Annotated in this window: 10 protein-coding genes; 3 read left to right on the top strand and 7 right to left on the bottom strand. The window is 38.6% G+C overall.

Annotation, left to right across the window (positions count from 1 at the left end; translation table 11 throughout):
• Positions 1-112 precede the first annotated feature (112 nt).
• Together HC000_RS03145 and HC000_RS03140 are read left to right on the top strand one after the other, a co-directional pair.
• Positions 113-2779, top strand: coding sequence for a bifunctional acetate--CoA ligase family protein/GNAT family N-acetyltransferase (locus tag HC000_RS03145; protein ID WP_179806946.1), 2667 nt, complete (start codon positions 113-115; stop codon positions 2777-2779).
• The gene (locus HC000_RS03140; protein ID WP_179806945.1) at positions 2780-3733 is read left to right on the top strand and encodes an ion transporter; all 954 of its coding nucleotides are present in this window, start codon (positions 2780-2782) and stop codon (positions 3731-3733) included.
• Between the two features lie 57 nt (positions 3734-3790).
• On the opposite strand, the gene HC000_RS03135 is transcribed toward HC000_RS03140, so the two are convergent.
• The 4 genes from HC000_RS03135 to HC000_RS03120 form a co-directional block, all read right to left on the bottom strand.
• Positions 3791-8296 carry an EAL domain-containing protein gene (locus tag HC000_RS03135; protein ID WP_179806944.1) on the bottom strand — a complete coding sequence of 1502 codons (4506 nt, stop codon included), beginning with the start codon at positions 8294-8296 and terminating at the stop codon, positions 3791-3793.
• Between the two features lie 220 nt (positions 8297-8516).
• Positions 8517-8720, bottom strand: a complete 204-nt coding sequence (locus HC000_RS03130) for a DUF3283 family protein (protein ID WP_011329264.1) — start codon at positions 8718-8720, stop codon at positions 8517-8519.
• A gap of 181 nt (positions 8721-8901) precedes the next feature.
• A complete protein-coding gene (locus HC000_RS03125) occupies positions 8902-9147 on the bottom strand; it encodes a DUF1289 domain-containing protein (RefSeq protein WP_011329265.1) in 246 nt (81 codons plus the stop codon).
• Between the two features lie 318 nt (positions 9148-9465).
• Entirely contained in the window at positions 9466-10599 is a 1134-nt protein-coding gene (locus tag HC000_RS03120; protein ID WP_179806943.1) for a 1-acyl-sn-glycerol-3-phosphate acyltransferase, read from the bottom strand.
• A gap of 501 nt (positions 10600-11100) precedes the next feature.
• Between HC000_RS03120 and HC000_RS03115 the strand changes: the two genes are divergently transcribed.
• Positions 11101-12045: a D-2-hydroxyacid dehydrogenase gene (locus HC000_RS03115; protein WP_179806942.1), complete on the top strand. Its 945-nt coding sequence runs from the start codon at positions 11101-11103 to the stop codon at positions 12043-12045.
• Between the two features lie 137 nt (positions 12046-12182).
• Here HC000_RS03115 and HC000_RS03110 read toward each other — a convergent pair whose 3' ends face one another.
• From HC000_RS03110 to HC000_RS03100, 3 genes are all read right to left on the bottom strand, one after another.
• The gene (locus HC000_RS03110) at positions 12183-13082 is read right to left on the bottom strand and encodes a diguanylate cyclase (protein ID WP_011329268.1); all 900 of its coding nucleotides are present in this window, start codon (positions 13080-13082) and stop codon (positions 12183-12185) included.
• Complete coding sequence (locus HC000_RS03105; protein ID WP_179806941.1) at positions 13066-16836, bottom strand: PAS domain-containing hybrid sensor histidine kinase/response regulator; 3771 nt, start codon at positions 16834-16836, stop codon at positions 13066-13068. The genes HC000_RS03110 and HC000_RS03105 overlap by 17 nt, the downstream gene beginning before the upstream one ends.
• A 66-nt stretch (positions 16837-16902) precedes the next feature.
• A complete protein-coding gene (locus HC000_RS03100) occupies positions 16903-18300 on the bottom strand; it encodes a PhoH family protein (RefSeq protein ID WP_179806940.1) in 1398 nt (465 codons plus the stop codon).
• Positions 18301-18738 lie beyond the last annotated feature (438 nt).

Genomic DNA, 18738 nt, shown 5'->3' with positions numbered 1-18738 from the left:
CTCCCTTGTTAAGCGCCTAAAACAACCCTAAACGCTCGAAAATATAATATAATATAAACAGAGTACATTGTGAAATAATAGATAGCAAAGATTAATCAGCATAGGAAAAGCCATGAGTCTCAAGCGGATCAGTCAGTTTTTTAACCCAAGCTCAGTAGCCGTTATTGGGGCATCAAACACGCCAACCCGCGCTGGCTACGTAGTTATGCGTAACTTATTGCAAAGTGGTTTTAAAGGGCCAATTATGCCAGTAACACCAAACCACACTGCGGTACATGGTGTACTGGCATACCCTAGTATTGATGCCCTACCAAAAGTACCTGATCTCGCGGTTATTTGTACCAATAAAAACACCTTAGACCTTATTATTGAGCAACTTGGAAAACTGGGCTGTCATAATGCCATCATAATTGCTGACGGCTTAAGTAACGCACAAAAACAAACTTTAAAAGAGTGCGCACGTAGCCATCAAGTTACGCTGTTGGGCCCAAATTCTTTAGGGTTATTAATTCCTCATATTGGCCTAAATGCCAGCTTTTCACATACCGTAGCGAGCCCTGGCAAACTCGCTTTCGTTTCACAATCGGCGGCAGTGTGCTCAACCATTTTAGATTGGGCAAAAAATAAAGAAATTGGCTTTTCTTACTTTGTGTCAATGGGCGATTGTCTGGATATTAAATTTACTGAATTGCTCGACTTTTTAGGTCGCGATGCTAAAACTACGGCTATTTTGCTCTACATAGATAACATTGAGGACAGTCGCAGCTTTATTTCAGCCGCTCGAGCGGCTGCTTTTAGCAAACCCGTAATTGTAATTAAAACGGGCAGGACCCATGCGGGCGCTATTGCCGCTGAAGCTCAATCGGGAATAGCGCATAGCTCAGATGCGGTATACGATGCTCTATTTCAGCGCGCGGGTATGTTAAGAGTAAACGATTTACGCGAGCTATTTGCTGCAACGCAAACATTAGCCATGCACCCAAAATTATTAAAAGTAGAGCAGCTCACTATTTTAACCAATGGTGGCGGCCCTGGCGTAATGGCAGTAGATGAGCTAATACAAAGTTCAGGTAAATTAACGCAATTGAGTGACGAGACATGTGATGCACTCAATAAAGTAATTCCTCGCTCAGAGAAGGCCTCAAACCCGGTGGATATTTTTGGTGACTCAGCCCCGAGCCGCTATAAGCAGGCGTTAGAAATTCTACTTAAAGCTCCTGAAGTAAAAAACTTACTGATTATTCACACTCCATCTGCGCTAGCACCTAGCGAAGACTATGCAAATATTATTGTTAAAACCTTACAAGCACTCCCAAAAATGGCGCGCCCGTATGTTATTACTAACTTTACCGGTGAAGATGCCGCCTATGCTGCTAGGCGTGTTTGCGCTAATAACGCGATCCCAACTTATCGTACTCCCGAGGGCGCTGTTGGGGCCTTTATGCACTTAGTTAGTTATCGACGCAATCAAAAGCATTTAACCCAAACACCTGAGTCGAATACCGTAGATACAAAAATTAATAAGTCGGCAGCTAAAGCCTTAGTAAATGAATTTTTAGAAGAAGGACAAAGTTATTTACCGACCCATCAAGCGAGCCAAATTTTAAGTCATTACGGTATTGAGTGTATTCAAACCGAAGTGGCTTACACGCCAACAGAAGCAAAAGAGCAAGCCATTGAGTTAGGGTTTCCGGTGGCGCTAAAATTAATTAGCCCAAGCATTCCTTCAAAATCTGAAGTGGGTGGCGTAGTGCTTAACTTAAATGACGCTCAAGAAGTAGAGCAAACTGCTTTTTCGATGTTATTAAGAATAAAGAACACTTATCCCGATGCCATTATTGATGGTTTTTCGCTACAAAAAATGGCGCCGCGTGCCGGAGCCAACGAGCTGCGAATAGCAATAAAAACAGAGCCTAATTTTGGTCCCGTTATTTTACTAGGAGAAGCAGGCACCGGCCTTGAATACGCACAAGCAGCAGTAGCTTTGCCCCCGCTAAATATGAACCTAGCAAAATACTTAATTGCCGCGGCGCACGATAAAGGCGTACTAAAGGATCGTATCCTGCCCGAAAAAGTAGATAAATATCGGCTCTGCGCACTGCTTACTCGCATCTCGCAGTTAGTAATTGATCAGCCCGACATTAGTTCCTTAGAGCTCAACCCTATATTAGCCAGTAATGGGCAATTTTTAGTGCTGGACGCCACCATGACCATTAACCGCTATCGAGTGCAAACGCATCGTAAACGTTTATCTATTCGCCCCTACCCGATTGAATTGGTAGAGGCCGTAACGTTAAAAAATAATACCCAAGCGACGCTGCGCCCAATTAAACCAGAAGATGAGCAAGCACATCAGCAGTTCGATCAGTCTTTAACTAAAGAGGATCGCTATAAACGATTTTTTGGGGAGTTAAGGCAGTTTAATCACGACCAACTCGCTAAAATGACGCAAATAGATTACGACCGTGAAATGGCCTTTATTGTATCTCAAACATATCAAGGGCAGCCTCGTACTCTTGGCGTATCGCGCGTTATTATGGATCCTGATAATTTACAGGCCGAATTTGCCGTTGTAGTGCGCTCAGACTGCCAAGGCCTTGGCCTAGGTCGTATATTAATGACAGCCGCAATTGAGCACTGTAAGCGCCAAGGAGTTAAATCTATTGAAGGGATTACTTTACCAGAGAATACCGGCATGATTGAGCTTGCGCGTAAATTGGGCTTTAAAATAAGCCGCGACTTTGAAGAAGGCAGTATAAATATGGTACTTAAACTATAAATGAACTATATACGAAAACTTAGACAAAAAATTGCGCACACTTTTGAAGCCTCTGGAGAGTATCAGCGCGCGGGGCACATACTTGATGTAATGCTGGTTTGTCTCATAATGGTGAACGTAGTTGCCATTGTACTTGAGTCTGTATCGAGTATTGCTATGCAGTACTATGAAGAGTTTTTCTTATTAGAAATTGTTTCCATAACTATATTTTCTATTGAATACATAATACGGCTTTGGACCTGTGTAGACAGAGTTAAATATGCAGCTATTGAGGGCTCAAACAGTAAACGACGCTTGCACTATATTTTTTCGCCTTTAGCATTAATTGATTTAATTGCTATATTACCAAGCTTACTGATGTTTTTCTTTATGCTAGATTTGCGTTTTTTACGGGTTTTAAGATTACTGCGAGTATTTAAGTTAACCCGTTATTCGCGTGCTATGCAGTTGCTTTTACAAGCCTTTATTGATGAAGGCAGTACTCTTTTAGCGGCTTTTTTTATTATGGCCGTGGTACTTATTTTAGCCTCTTGTGGTATTTACTTGCTTGAACACGACATACAACCCGATAAATTTGGCTCTATCCCTGCAGCAATGTGGTGGGCTATGGCAACGCTAACTACCGTAGGTTACGGCGATGTAGTACCTATAACCCCTATTGGTAAACTATTTGGTGGAGTAATCACCCTAGTGAGTATGGGAATGGTTGCAGTGCCTACCGGCTTACTTGCATCGAGCTTTTCAGAGCAAGTACGCAAACGCCGTCAAGTATTCGAAAATGCAGTACATGAACAGATCACTAACGGCACTCTCAGTGAGGATCACCTCAGTCATCTTGAAGATCTGCGTTATAAACTAGGGCTGAGTAAACTAGAAGCCAATAAAGCCATAAAAGTTCAGCTTAACGAGCGCAGCGAACACATGTTTTGTAGAAACTGTGGCAAGCGCCCATAAATAGGTTAAAAGTAGTTGTCAGCTTTTAGCTGGCAACCGCATACTAAGGGCTTTCCTTTAATCTTGCTTAAACACGTCGCTCCAATCGCGAGTGATTAAAGGAATAACCGCATTTGTGGGCACAGGTTTACTAAATAAATAACCTTGAAAGTAGTCGCAACCAAGTGCTTTTAAAAATACTAATTGATGGGTACTTTCAATGCCTTCTGCCACACACTCTTTATTTAAACTGTGGGCTAAAGTAAGCGTAGACTGGATAATTGCCTCATCATTAGAATCAACCCCTATATCTTGTACAAAACTCCGGTCAATTTTTAATACATCAATAGGAAAGCGCTTCAAATAAGTTAACGATGCGTAGCCTGTACCAAAGTCATCCATATAAAGCCTACAACCTATTTGTTTTAGCATATCCATACTCGATAAGGCCTGCTTTGAATCGCGCATTAATATTGATTCGGTTATTTCAAATACAATCGCCTTAGAAGGTATAGCAGCTTTAATTAATGCCTTTTTAATTTCAGGCACCAAGTGTTCAAATTCAAAATCGAGTGCCGATAAGTTAATCGACAAATATAACTCGGGAGCAATTTTGCGCCAAGCCACTAATTCCTCTAAAGCACGGCCCAATGTTTGCAACATTATTTTTGTAATTAAACCAATACTCTCTGCCGCTAACGAAAACTCTTGAGTGTTCACTAATTGATTTTTTGGCCAGCGTAGCAATACTTCAAAGCCTTCGGTTTTTTGGCTATTTGCATTTATAATAGGTTGATAATAATTACAAAACTCATGCTCTTGATACGCTTTAGTTAACTGCGATTCTAGGTGCAGTGCTTTTTGCACCCGTTGATTCATCTCTTGCTTATAAAACTTATAGCTCCCTTCTAAATTATCTTTAGCGTGGTATAAAGCAATATTGGCAGCTTTTAATAGATCTTTATATTGCTGCGCATCACCTGGATATGTGGCAACACCAATGCTTAAATTAATATTAATTATTTGACCATTAAGGGCAATATTTTTATTAACACAGCCCATTAATTTAGTGCAAACGAGCAATACCTCTTCTATTTGCTGTATATCTTCCACCAACACAACAAATTCATCACCACCAAATCGAGCTACGCTATCGCTGGGGCGTAAGTTACTTTTTAATCGCTCAGCCACTGTTTTAATCAATTCATCGGCAACTTCTCGCCCTAACGAATCATTAAAGTGTTTAAAGCGTTTAATATTAATATGCAGCAAAGCAACCTTGCTGTTATGGCGCTGTGCTTGCTCAATGGCATGTATTACACGGTCATTAAATAATGCCCTATTTGGCAGGCTAGTTAGCTGATCGTAGTTGGCGAGTATATGCAGCTCATTTTCTGCTAATTTTTGTGCATTAATATCGGTTAAAATAACAACGTAACTGGTTAGTCTGTGTTCGTTATCGGCAACTGCACTTATTTTAACAAGCACGTGGCGTTGCTCGTTATTAACCAATGTTACTGTGTCTTCGCAAGAAAAGTGCTCCCCTACATTGAGCTTTTGCATAATGCGCAAGTAATCAAAGCGGCTGCTGCGCGAAATTCCTAAATTAAGTACTCGGCTAGATCGCGGCTCAGCTGGGAAGTTAAACGCAGTTTGCAAGGATTTATTAGAGGCGCGTATATTAAAGTTTTTATCGAGTATAAATACCCAATCGCGAGTTTGCTCAAAGGCTGCTGCGAATAAGCGAGCATGCTCTTCAAACACCATTTCACGGGTCATATTGGTGTAAGTTCCGGCCACTTTTTGCGGTAATTTATTATGCCACTCTACTACTTTGCCAAAATCTTTGTACCAGCGCCAATGCCCTTTTGCATGCCTAAGCCTGTAGGTACAATTAAAAGATCCTTTATCTGTAGATAAAAACTCTAACCACTCCAATCTAAATAAAGGTCTGTCTTGTGGGTGTATTTTTACTAAATAGTCATCTAAATTTACGCATTCAACGCTGTAGCCTAATTCATTTATTAACCGCGGTTGATAAATACTAAGGCTGCTTGACTGCCAGTCCCAAACCCCAGATTCACTGCCCTCTAGTGCCAGTTTTAAACGCGCTTCGCTTTCTTTACTTTCTTTGTGAGCTGCCAATAAAATGCGCTGTATTTTATTGCGGCGCATTACCCAAGCAACCACTAAAGCAATTAACAATAATGCATATAGCACCACAAAATAAGGGGCACGCCATAGTGGGTATTTCACTTTTATTTTTAAACTAGCGGGCGACGTATATTCGCCGGTTAATGGGTCTTTAGCCCACACTTTTAATTGGTAGTTACCCGGATTTAATTTTGGAAATAACACTCTGTTGTTACGGGTATAACTTTTTTGCCCGTTATCGAGCTGATACTCATAAATAATCCGCTCTTGAAAACTAAACGACATTGCCGAAAAAGCTATTTCTAAACCTATATCGTCATGATTTAATGTTATTTCTTCAAGTGGTTGCTGTAAATTAAGCGACAAGTTTCGCGACATTAAATTGATCCGAGTAATATTAACGTGATCAATTAACGCTTTGGTATTTTGATTGTTCATTGGGTGAAAATAGGTAAAGCCTTTTAGGCTACCATAAGCAATACGCCCATCTTTTAAATGTGCCATAGCGCCGCTGTTAAATTCTGCAGAGAGCAGCCCTTCTGACGTAGTAAATTGCTGAAAATGCAGTGTAGTCGGGTTTAAACGCCAAATGCCTTTATGACTACTCATCCAAATCATGCCATCGTCATCAAGCACCATATCGTACAATAAGGTACCCAATTTGTTTTTGTCTAAATCAATAGTATGAACAAGTTCATACGTTAAGGCATCAATGCCAATCAGGCCAAAGTTGGATAACGAGAGCCATAAAATATTATTACGATCAACTTCATACGACAGCACATTTATGGCAACATTTTCATGTTGTTTAGGAACCTTATATATTATTTTTAGAGTTAAACTGTGGGGATTAACTTGATATAAAATCCCACCACTAAAAAATAAAGGCTTATCTGGTTGTGTCGATAATGGTGGTAAAAACCCATGCGCTAAAAAAGGGTCAAACTGAGTAAACTCGCCCTCTAACTGGGTTAGTTGCTGGGTATTAATATTATACATAAGCATGCCATGATCTGAGTGCACATAGTACAAGTTACCATCGGGCATTAAAGTAACACCATGAACCCAGCCGGCGATCAGCTTTTGGTTGCTCGGATTTTGTGTTTGCGGCTCAGTTAATTGCAGGCTAACAGGGTCAAAAATAAATAAACCTCTGTTGGAGTGCAGCCATAATTTATTTTTATAAGGCATTATTTTATAAATAGTAAATTCAGTAGTTAGCAAATCAACTTTAAAATCTTGTAAATACGTTTTGCCTATATTTGTTTTTAAATCAACTTCAGTTAAACCATTATGCGTAGCTAGCCATAGCTTGTCTTTATACTCAGTAATACCCCAAATAGAATGATGCGATAAGCCGTCACCGCCAAGCATGCTGCCCTCAACATTGGTAAACTGATAGTTATTATTGGCTAAATAAAACGCCCCATCTGTTTTAGTGGCCACCCATGTTCCACCAGAATTATCTTTAACCATATCAATAATACTCGTATCGGCTAGGGTATATTTACTTTGGTTAATGCGGGTGTTTTTTATTATTTCCCCCGTTTTTAAATTAAACTTGAACAACCCTTTATCAGTGGCTAAATCAATTTTTTCATGGTCATTTGTAATTTGCCAAATATTTAAATTATCAAGCAATACACTATTGTTAAATGCCACATCGGGGCGCTCAAACATGCTCGATAAATTGCTAATATCAACTTGGTACAACCCTTTAACAGCGCCCACTAATAGCTGATTATTGTTAGCAATAGCAAATGACTTCACATTATTTTGGTAAATATGCTCAGCTTCTGCGCGTAAATGCTCTAATGGCCGCACTTTTTCACTGGCAATATCAAACACATAAGCACCATGACTAGTACCAATAAATATATAGCCATTATAATAAAATAGCTTTCTAACTAGGGTACTTTTGTATTTACTCGGAAGCTCAAAAATAGTGGTTATTTCACCACTTTCAATATCAAGCTTTGCAAAGTCACGGCCTCGGCCAATCCAGAGGGTTTTATCATCTATTGCTAACATGCTAAAAACAGATTGATTAATTATCTGCTCTTCGTTTAGCGGCTTTTCTAAAAACTGTTTATAAGAATCGGTAGCTGGATCATAGCGAAATAGCCCTGCCAGCAGTGAGGCAATCCAAATATGCCCTTGGGTGTCTTGAAATATGCGGTCAATAATAGCTTCTTCAAGCTCACCATTAGGCCCGTTAATTGGCATTACTTGGTAGCCATCATAACGGTTAAGGCCACCTTCTGTTGCCAGCCATAAGTAACCGTTATTATCAATAAGCATAGTATTAACATAGCTTTGAGATAGCCCCTCACTAGGAGATAAACGCTTCACTTGTGCGTTTATTTGGCTGCTCATTATTAGCATAAGTGCGAGCAAGCAACTTATTGTTCTGTTAATAGCTTTACCCATTCTTGATCCCACTTATTATGTTGCTTTTGATAGGTATTTGACAGCGACGATATACGATATTGGCACACACCAAAAGCACTACTAAGGAATGACTATATGTTAACATCGAGTTAAAACCAATAGTGCGGTATAAATCAGGTCTACTTTTAGAGATGAATGTATAAATCCTATAAACTAAAGAGGTTTTAAATCAACTCGAGCTGCTCAAGTAAGCACAACATTAGCCTAACATTAGTGCTAAATACCTTTCAAATTGTTGCTTTAAAGAAGCTTGCTCTGCAATAGGGCGGCTATGGAGGGTGTTATATATTTGCTCACGTGTTTTTTTCCCGCGCTTAATTTGATACGCCCAAAAAGAAGCCTCATAATCTAACTGAATTTGATACTTTTGTTCACGAGGTAAATTACATAAATTAAAACTCACAGTAACTCCTATTACTTACTAAAGATGTTTTATTATACTTATAAATAGTTATGAATGCTGCTTTAATAAAGCATCTAGGCCAACAAGCTTAGTCAGCTAAATGCTATATTATGTTTGGGGATTTAATAGCTTATTGGCTCAGATAATTACGAATTTAATCAACAAAGGGCACGCCCCCTAACTAAAAGTCAAAACCTTGCTGATTAATTAATTCGCTAGCGGCAGTAACGTCTAGTTTTTTTTGTATAAAACGCTTGTAGCGCTGCTGGCACAAATTTAATACTTTTTTCTTTTGTGCGTTGGTTAACGAGTTCCATAAAAAACGCTCATCGCGGCTACGATAACAACCTTTACAATACCCCCTATTATTAACCAAACAAATACTCTTGCAAGGGCTTGGAATATCAAATATTTCAATTTGTTGCATTGCCCCTCCCCACACTTATAAAGATACAGGTTAAGTATAGCGTTATTTACTCAAAGAGCAGCTTTGTGAGTAATTAGCTCTGGACGTTTAGTAAATCTCTTAACCAGATAAAATGTAGGTATCAGCCGGGGCATAAACCACAGCCCAACATGCGCTGAAGCTGTAATACAAATTTACTTCGCTTTAGCTAAAGTGCCGTAACAAAAAGCAACTTTAGCTATTAGCTTTCAGTAATAAAAATACTTTAAATAAATACTGAGTGACTTTTATCGCTTACTAAAAGCTAAAATATAATCGCCAAAAAACTGCTTTTAGCTTTTAATGCTCACAACTTTTAATATTTACTTCTGCTTTACGATGATATGGCTTTGCATACATAGCTAATACCAAAGGTTTAAGCTCTTCGGGCACTTTATCCATACGTTTTGCAAACTTTGCAGCGTCGGCTTTATTAATGACCGCTTCTGTACAGCCGCCTGCTATAAAGTTACCTGGGTGCAAATAAAATGAATCTATTATTTGTTTATCTATTGTTTTAGCCAGCTCATCTGCGCTGTCGCAATGTGACTCTATCGGCTGTCCAAAAGCTAAATGAATATGTCCTTTAGATGAGCTAAAACCTTCAACAATACTGGCTATGTCTTCACCTACAGATTTTACATATTGACCATGGTGTTGTTTATGATAAAGCTCTTTTGCTTTAGCAATTGCGCAGGGTTCGTATTGATACGATATTGATACCGGCACTATTTTTAGCTCTTTAATATAATCGCCAAATTCTTTTTTTTGCTTACGCCCATTTAGTTGTAGCATTTTTAGTAGTGCCGGATCGGTTTTATCTACACCGTCTTTTGCTCGCCCTTCTTTTTGCGCTATCCAAATAGAGTTTCCTGCTGTTAGTGAGTCATAAATATAGGAAGATAACTGCGTTAATGCTTTAAGCATTTCTTTAGGGGCTTTTGCAGATCGCTTTACTATAAAGCTTTTATTTAATCGCATAAGCTCAGTGATATAGGGTCTTTGCAATAAATTATCTCCTATTGCAATGCGCACTGTTTTCATTTTATGTTGAAACAATCCCCAATTTACTAAAGCCGGATCGAGCACAATGTCACGATGATTCGATATAAATAAATAGGCCTGATTAGGGTCTAGTTTATCCAACCCTGAAAAAGTGACTTCTGACGTAGTGCGTTTTACTAACTTATTTAAATACTTTGCAACTTCATTTTGTACATCTTCAACGCTATTAATTTGGCCCCATTTTTTACGTAGTTGCTGTCTAATTAATGGTCGTGCAACAAATGGAATTGCCGATAAAATGCGTGGTAAATTGTACTTTGCAATTACATCAATAAATGCATTATCGTCAATTAAACGCTTCAGCGAAGTGGCAACTTCATCATCATTGTAAGGTCTTATGTCAGCGTACTTATCTTCTAATTCAATCATTTAGCGCATCTACAAAGTTAAAAACGGCACGCCAAAGCGCACCGTCGTGTCTAATTTTGATTATAACTCAATCAAAAATACGAAACTAGCAATACTAAAGTTCGATTTACCTAGTTCAAATAGAGTTATAGTTTAGTCGGCAAGTTTATAAGTTTGCACACTTGATGCTACTTACATTGCCCTGTTGTTATTTATAGTGAATATTAGTTAAAGCAAATAGCTTTACTAAAGCTGCATGGCGACGGCAGTACAACAAAATAGCCGTAAAGGGTAGCATGTAACAACTAACCTAGTGGGCAGACCACATTTAAGTTGGCCTACGTTTTACGACTTTAAAATTAACAAAGTGTATGCTTTATAGTACTTTAGTGTATTAATCTTGCATACGTATGCTGCGCTGTATTTGCTTTCATTAGTACTGCAAATATTTCCAACCTCAAATCAAGCAATGCAAGCATTGCAAATAACTCTCTTAAATGAGGTTTAATTTTAGGAAAAAATATGAAAATTACTATTCTCGATAATGCGACTCTTGCTAAAACATCACTTGATTGTATTGCTCAATTAGGTGAGCTTACCGTTCATGAATTAACAAGTGCGGAGCAAGTTGTTGCTCATAGTAAAAATGCTGACGTTTTAATTACCAACAAAGCAGTTGTAAACCGTGAAACTATGAGCCAATTAAAATCACTAAAGCTAATTTGTGTTAGTGCCACTGGTACTAATAATGTAGATTTAGTAGCAGCTAAAGAGCTTGGTATTGCAGTAACTAACGTTGCCGGCTATTCAACCCCCTCTGTAGTACAACATACCTTTTCTTTAATCACTAATTTATTAGGTAATACACATCGCTACCAAGCAGACTGCCAGCAAGGTGCATGGCAAAAAAGTGAAATGTTTTGCCGCCTAGATTATAGCTTTAACGATTTACAAGACAAAACATTCGCTATTATTGGTGGTGGAACCCTTGGTAGCGCGGTTGCAACGGTTGCTAGCACTTTTGGCGCAAATGTAATTACTGCCGAGCGCAAAGGGACACAGTGCCGTGAAGGTCGTATCCCTTTTGAACAAGCAATTAAAACCGCCGATATAATTAGTGTGCACTGCCCATTAACCGATGAAACTCGCGATCTAATTACACTCAATGAGCTTAAAATGATGAAACCAAGTAGCATTATCATTAATACTGCACGTGGCGGCATTATTAACGAAGCAGACTTAGCAACCGCTCTTGAGCAAAACTTAATTGCAGGTGCCGGGGTTGATGTGCTGACTAAAGAGCCCGCTGAACTAACTAACCCACTGGCTAATTATAAAGGCAATAACTTACTGCTTACGCCACATATTGCTTGGGCAAGCACAGAGTCAATTGTACGTTTGGTAAATGAGGTAAGTTTAAATATTGTGGCGTTTACGCAGCAGCAATCACGTAATCGCTTAGTGTAATACCTTGCTGTAGTGCCCTGCTGTAATGCCCAGCTGTGTAGCTCTAAAAAGCGCTACACTTTTTTAAATGTGTTCATCCGAAAATTAACTATTAAACGCCAATAACGTTGGCGTTTACTTTACAAATAAAAGTTTAATTAGCGGGCAACAACTTGATTACGGCCACCCTCTTTCGCTGCATATAAACCTAAATCAGCTTCTTCTAAAAGTGCCTGCTCAGTTTCAATACTTGCGTTTTCAGTACTAGCTACACCAATACTAATAGTTACATGCTCAGCATTAAGCGATGCTTTATGCGCTATATTTAATGCATTAACAGCATTACGTAGCTTATTTGCAAAGCCTGTCGCTTCAGCTTTATCTACACCGGGTAAAACGGCTGCAAACTCTTCTCCGCCATAGCGTGCAATAAAGTCACTGCCACGCTCACATTGTGCCGCAAGTGCTTGAGCCACCGCTTTTAAGCAGTCATCGCCAGCTCGGTGCCCATAAGTATCGTTGTAACGCTTAAAGTGATCTATATCCATAAGTAGCACTGAAAGTGGTGTGTTGTTGCGCTTACTTTTACGCCATTCACGAGATAGGTTTTCGTCTAGGTTGCGTCTATTGGGTATTTCGGTTAGGCCATCAATCGAAGCTAACATTTCAAGCAAATCATTTTTTTGCTTAATAAGCAGTTGATTACGTACTCTTACGCGCACAATTGATGAACAAAATGGCTTAGTTATATAATCCATTGCACCTAGTTCTAAACCTTTAGACTCGTCATCATGGCTGCTATTTGCCGATATAAAAATAACCGGGATCATTTGCGTTGCTGAATCTTCTTTTAATTTAACCAGTACTTCGTAGCCATTCATTCCTGGCATAACAATATCGAGTATAATTAAATCAACTTGTGTTGTTTTTATAAAAGTAAGCGCTTCGTCACCACTTTTAACTAAAAACACCTCATGCTCATCGCTAAGTGTTTTTTCGAGTACAATTCGATTAAGAGCATCATCATCAACAATTAATACTTTAGCTTTTTTTGACATCCATTGCCCCTAAAACGTTTATAAAAACAACCACCTGTTCTAACTGCATAATAAGCTCTTTCGTTGTTATTTCAACAGCTTTATCGGTTGTTTTAAGATCTTTTTCAGTTTGCTGTGCACATTGCGACAGTCGACTAAAGCCTAAATTACCCGCTACGCCTTTAATACTATGCGCTATACGAATTAAGTCATCTTTATTATTACTTATTTTGAGCTGCGCTAATTGAGTTTTGCACACACTAGCAAATTTACCGATCATAGTGTTAAGCAGTGTTTCGTTTAAACTAAACTGAGTTAAAGCAAATGAGTACTCAAAAAAGCTCGGCTTATAAGGTGCTAAATCGGTTATTGCACCTATAAGCACTTCTGCAACCACAGGTTTAGTTAAATGCTTATTCATGCCACACGCTAAAGAGCGTTCAATATCTGCAGGCTCACAATGAGCGGTTAGTGCAAAAATAGGTAATTGCTCTGCACTATACTGCTGCCTAATTAAAGTTGTTGCTTGGCAACCATCTAAATGAGGCATTTGCACATCCATTAAAATTAAGTCTGGCATTAAATTCGGTAATAATGCCATACCATCAATAGCACTAGTGGCTGTAACCACATTAATTTTTGCTTGGCGTAACACGCTGCTAATTATTTCTAAGTTTAATTGATTATCGTCAATCGCTAACACTAACAGACCCGACACTCTTGGGTTTAATTTCGTTGTATTCGTTATTTTTAAAGCTGACTCTAAATTTAAATTAAACAATCGCTGTGCAAGCGCTGACGCTTTAATATGCTGTACAGTTAAACCCATGCTGATCGGCAAATTTAACCTTGGTTGATTACTTACAACAATAAGCGTAATTGCTTTTGCAAATAAAATATCTTTAATTTCAGCTACCGCTAATAAAGCAGGTAAATCTGCTGCACCTATAATTAATTGCTTGGCTTTTAAATGCTCCCGAGGAGATTTTAATAATTGCTCTAAATTAGTATAAGTTAGCGTAGGAAATGCATTTATAACCTGAGTTAATTCGTGACTATGCGCTGATAAAATAACTAATGTATTATCAGGTAGCTGCTTACAAGCAGGTACAACATCTAATAAAACACTAAAGTAAAACTCACACCCTTCGCCTTTTTCACTATTTAGCGCTATTTCGCCACCCATTAACAGCACTGCCGACTTTACAATAGCCAGCCCTAAGCCCACGCCATGATGAGTTCGCGTAGATGACTCATCCCCTTGGGTAAAGGCATCGAATAAGCGCCTTTGATCGGCTTTATCTATGCCAACTCCGGTATCTATTACCTTAAAGCAAATATGTTGTTGCTCTGAGGTATCGCTCGGTAATAAATCCATTTTAAGGGTAATACTACCGACTTTAGTAAATTTAACAGCATTAGTTAATAAGTTACCTAATACTTGCTGTAAGCGAATGCTGTCGCATATAAGGTTGGGGGCAATTAAGGGATCAATATCAATAATTAATTCAATCCCTTTGTTTTCACATAAAGGTGCCGTTAAACTTTCACAAATATCAACCAACTCAATAACGCTAAATGGCGCGAGTTTTAACTGCGCTGCCACACTTTCTACCCGTGCAAAATCCAGCATTCTGTTAAGCATTAACAACAAGCTGTGTGCTGCGTGCTTAGCTTGCGCGGTTTGTTCTAATTGTTTTGGCGTAAGTCCTTGCTCAATAAGCATATCAAGTAAACCAAATACCGCATTTAGCGGTGTGCGGATCTCATGACTTAAATTAGCAATAAATCGACTTTTTGCTAATGTGGCGCGCTCTGCATCATGTTTTGCTTTGGTTAATATACTTATATCTTGAATATGAATAACATAATACAGCGGCTCGGCATTTTCATTCCACACTAACGACACGCTCAGCTGTAACCAATCTGCCAGTTCGCCGTGCGCTAAAGTTAAATGGTATACCCGTTTTTTATTATTTAGTAATTGCGCTAACGTGGCTTTAATTTCTTGCCATTGGGGGTTACTAAACACCCGATTTAAAGGCGCTCCCGCCAATAAACTTTGTTCAGAAGATAGCTCTCTAGCCGCTTTATTCGCTTGTAAAATAGTATGATCAAGCGAAAGTAACACCACTCCATTAGCCGCAAACTCTATCGCACTTCTAAATTTAGTTTCTGATTCTTTTAATGCATGTAGGGTTTGCTGTTGCTCGGTTATGTCGCGGCCAATCCCCATAACGCCTAACAGTTGTTGCTGTTCATTATAAAATGGCGCTATGGTTAATAAGTAAGAGCGTTCTGCGCTATCAATACGTTGTTGAATTTGCGTGCGATTGTGTAGTACTTGTTGCTCTAGCTTACTAATTTTTTTACTATCGCTGCTCTCATTTTCTATTAATTTACCAACTAGCGCTACTTGCTTTTTACCAATAAATGTTTCAAAAGCTTTATTACAACCTAAAAATAAGCCATCAATACTTTTAAAATAAATAAAGTCAGGAACGTTATTAAGTACAGTATTAAGTAAAGCTAAATGACGCTCTTTGGCTTCGTAGCTGCTGGTTAGTTTTTCAGACTGTAGCTGCAATTTTTTATCTAAATCTTTATTAACGTTCTGTAGGGATTCGACCAGCTGAGTATTTTTAGCAAATATAGCTTTTACCTTTAAAAACCATGGCTGCCAATTTAAAGGAATTTTATAGTTTAATTGCTCGCCAGTTACAGTGTCGTTATGCTCTAGATAACGCATTAAAAAGGTCATCGGCTTGATAAAAATACGCTGGCTCAACCAAAAAAACACGCTAAACATAATGCTTAAAAACACGGTTAAAAATATAAATTCTATCGCTGTTTCGTAAATAATCGGCGCAGATAACTGCTCTATTGGCTCATGGTAGGCAGCATGTATAGGGTAGTTACCAATTGGCTGCATTAAAAACTGATTACCTTTAATTTCCTTAGTATTATTGTGCTCTATTAATACTGCCGGCCAATATTGATTTAACTTAACAGCTTTGTTTATCAACTTTTGTGAGCTGGCAATAACCTCATGATACTGATTCATAAATATATATTCGCCTTGCTGCGGCGATACTTTTTTTAGCCAATTAGAAATAGCTTGTAAGTCATAAATAAGAACTATGTAATCTTGGGAGTTAATATCTTGTTGTCGGCCAATGGCAAAGTAGGCTTTATTAGCAACTTTAATAATTTGGCTAGAGCTGAGTTGCTCGGTTAAAAGTGGTGGTTTAAATTTGCCTTTTAAAATATCAGTTAAAAAGGCACTTTGGCTACGATCTCGCCTGGCAACGTAAGCAAAACCTTGCTCATCAACATAAGCAACTGCACTTAATGACTGTATTAGCGCTAACGTGGTGTTAAATGAAGGGGCTAACATGACGACTTTTTGCCAGCGTAATAAGGCACTTTGCGATTGAGAAAATTCGCCAGCACCTACTATTTCGCCATTTAAATTACTTAAATAACGATAGTAATAGTCATCATACTGATTAACGTGCAATGGCATTGTGCTATCTGCTGAATGCGGCTTAGGTTGGTGATACAAATTAAACATAGCGGTAAATAAATTATTTACCCCAGCCATAGTATGTTCAATTTGCGCCGATACATTAGCAAAATCGCCATGGCGCTTTTCTATCGCACGTTCAACCTTAATATTGTAAAGGTGCAAACATAATAATAAAGCCACAAACAAAGGCACGGCCAAAGCCACAACTAAAGAGCGGTAATAATCTTTTAAGGGTAAAAACTTCAACTGTTTGCCTGTTTTATGGCTCAATAATCAGCTAATAGACTAGCGAGCCATAATGTTAAGCGCAAGTTATAAGTTTTCTTCAGCGAATGAAGCTAGGCGACTACGTACCACACCATTGAGGTTTATTGTTGCGCTACCTTCAAAGTTTTTAAAGCGCTCCACAATATAAGTTAAACCCGAAGTAACCGGCGTTAGGTAGTTACTGTCTATTTGTGCCAAGTTACCGGTACAAATTAGCTTAGTACCTTCGCCGCAACGGGTAATAATGGTTTTTAATTGTGCCGCCGTTAAGTTTTGGCTTTCATCTAAAATAACTACTGCATTTTGAATACTGCGACCACGCATAAAATTTACCGACTTAAACTGAATATTGGCTTTTTCCATAATATAATTACGGCTTGAAATTGGATTTTCGTCGCCCTTATGTAATACCTCTAGGGTGTCGGTAATGGCCGCTAGCCATGGCGCCATTTTTTCTTCCTCAGTGCCGGGTAAAAAGCCAATTGACTCGGCTATTTCTGGCGTATTACGCGTTACTATTACTTTGTCGTAAATGCCTTTTTCGATCACCATTTCTAGTGCACTAGCAAGCGCCAATAAAGTTTTACCACACCCTGCAGGGCCGGTTAAAATAACCAGTTCTATGCTGGTATCTAATAAAGCATCGAGTGCCATACCTTGGTAAATATTTTTTGGTTTAATACCCCATGCACCTTGGTTCATTAATCGCTCATAACCTAAATCTTTTAAGGTTATATGCTCCTCATCGTACGATTTAACTCGCGCTGCAAACTGATCCCCCTCATCAATTAAATACTCATTATAAAATACATCAGGGATTAAGTTTTTAGCCACATGATGCAAGGTCTCACGGCCATATTGCTCAGTATTACATTGGCCAACATGCTGCCAAAAGTCTCCGGCTATTTTTTTGTAGCCGCTGGTTAGTAAGCTAATGTCGTCTATAAGCTGATCGGTGCGGTAATCCTCAACATAATTAAGCCCTGCACCTTTGGCTTTTAAGCGCATGTTTATATCTTTAGTGACTAATATTACTTTGCTATTTGTGTGCTGCTTTTGTAAATGCACTGCACAGTTAATAATGCGATGATCGTTTTCATTGCCTGGCAGGCCAGAAATAGAGTCGGCAAATAAATGATCGTTTACAATAATTAAAGTGCCGTTTGATGCTGTTTTCGCTTTTTTATTGCTAGGAAGGGCTACGCCTTGGAGCATTTGCTCTGGTGTGGCATTTTTTAATATTTCATCTAAACCACGAATAGCCACGCGAGCATCACGGCTTACATCGTGTTTTCTATCTTTTATATGATCAAGCTCCTCTAACACTGTCATCGGAATAACTACATGGTGCTCTTGAAACGATAAATACGCGAGGGGTTCGTGAAGCAATACATTGGTATCTAGCACATACATTTTACTTTTAAGGTTCGAAGCATTTTCCATAGCACTTTCCTTACTTTTTATGATGAGTATGCTATACCAAACTAACTAAGTGCTTTTGAGTAGTGATGGCTCGTTAGTTACTTAGGTATAATTTTAGTTTAGTCTATTTGTCATAAAAGTCCGTTTTATTACAAACTCGATTTTGTTTTAATTAAACCTTAAAATCAAAGCAATCGACTGACTAAAATAGTGCATTATAAAAGTTAATTAAGTAGGTTTTGCTAAGGAAATATTTTTAATGCTGCTAACGCTCAAAGTAATAGCTGCAGAGCTATTTATTATCTTACTGTGTACTTATTTACCCAAAAAAGATCCAGATGTTAGCCGTTTTGTTAGGAATAATTCACACTTACCGAATTAATTAAAAGTGAGGCTAATAGCGCCTTGCAGTGGTGTTGTCTAACAGGTAACATAGCCGCCTTTTTCTTCATAGACGAG

Source organism: Pseudoalteromonas sp. MIP2626, from assembly GCF_013414205.1.
In the GTDB taxonomy this organism is placed as follows: domain Bacteria; phylum Pseudomonadota; class Gammaproteobacteria; order Enterobacterales; family Alteromonadaceae; genus Pseudoalteromonas; species Pseudoalteromonas nigrifaciens.
This window is presented reverse-complemented; position numbering and strand designations above follow the sequence as displayed.

Excerpts from the sequence above, each read along its gene's own strand:
- HC000_RS03100 (WP_179806940.1), bottom strand. The coding sequence starts at position 18,300 with ATGGAAAATGCTTCGAACCTTAAAAGTAAAATGTATGTGCTAGATACC.
- HC000_RS03135 (WP_179806944.1), bottom strand. The coding sequence starts at position 8,296 with ATGGGTAAAGCTATTAACAGAACAATAAGTTGCTTGCTCGCACTTATG.
- HC000_RS03115 (WP_179806942.1), top strand. The coding sequence starts at position 11,101 with ATGAAAATTACTATTCTCGATAATGCGACTCTTGCTAAAACATCACTT.
- HC000_RS03125 (WP_011329265.1), bottom strand. The coding sequence starts at position 9,147 with ATGCAACAAATTGAAATATTTGATATTCCAAGCCCTTGCAAGAGTATT.
- HC000_RS03120 (WP_179806943.1), bottom strand. The coding sequence starts at position 10,599 with ATGATTGAATTAGAAGATAAGTACGCTGACATAAGACCTTACAATGAT.
- HC000_RS03140 (WP_179806945.1), top strand. The coding sequence starts at position 2,780 with ATGAACTATATACGAAAACTTAGACAAAAAATTGCGCACACTTTTGAA.
- HC000_RS03145 (WP_179806946.1), top strand. The coding sequence starts at position 113 with ATGAGTCTCAAGCGGATCAGTCAGTTTTTTAACCCAAGCTCAGTAGCC.
- HC000_RS03110 (WP_011329268.1), bottom strand. The coding sequence starts at position 13,082 with ATGTCAAAAAAAGCTAAAGTATTAATTGTTGATGATGATGCTCTTAAT.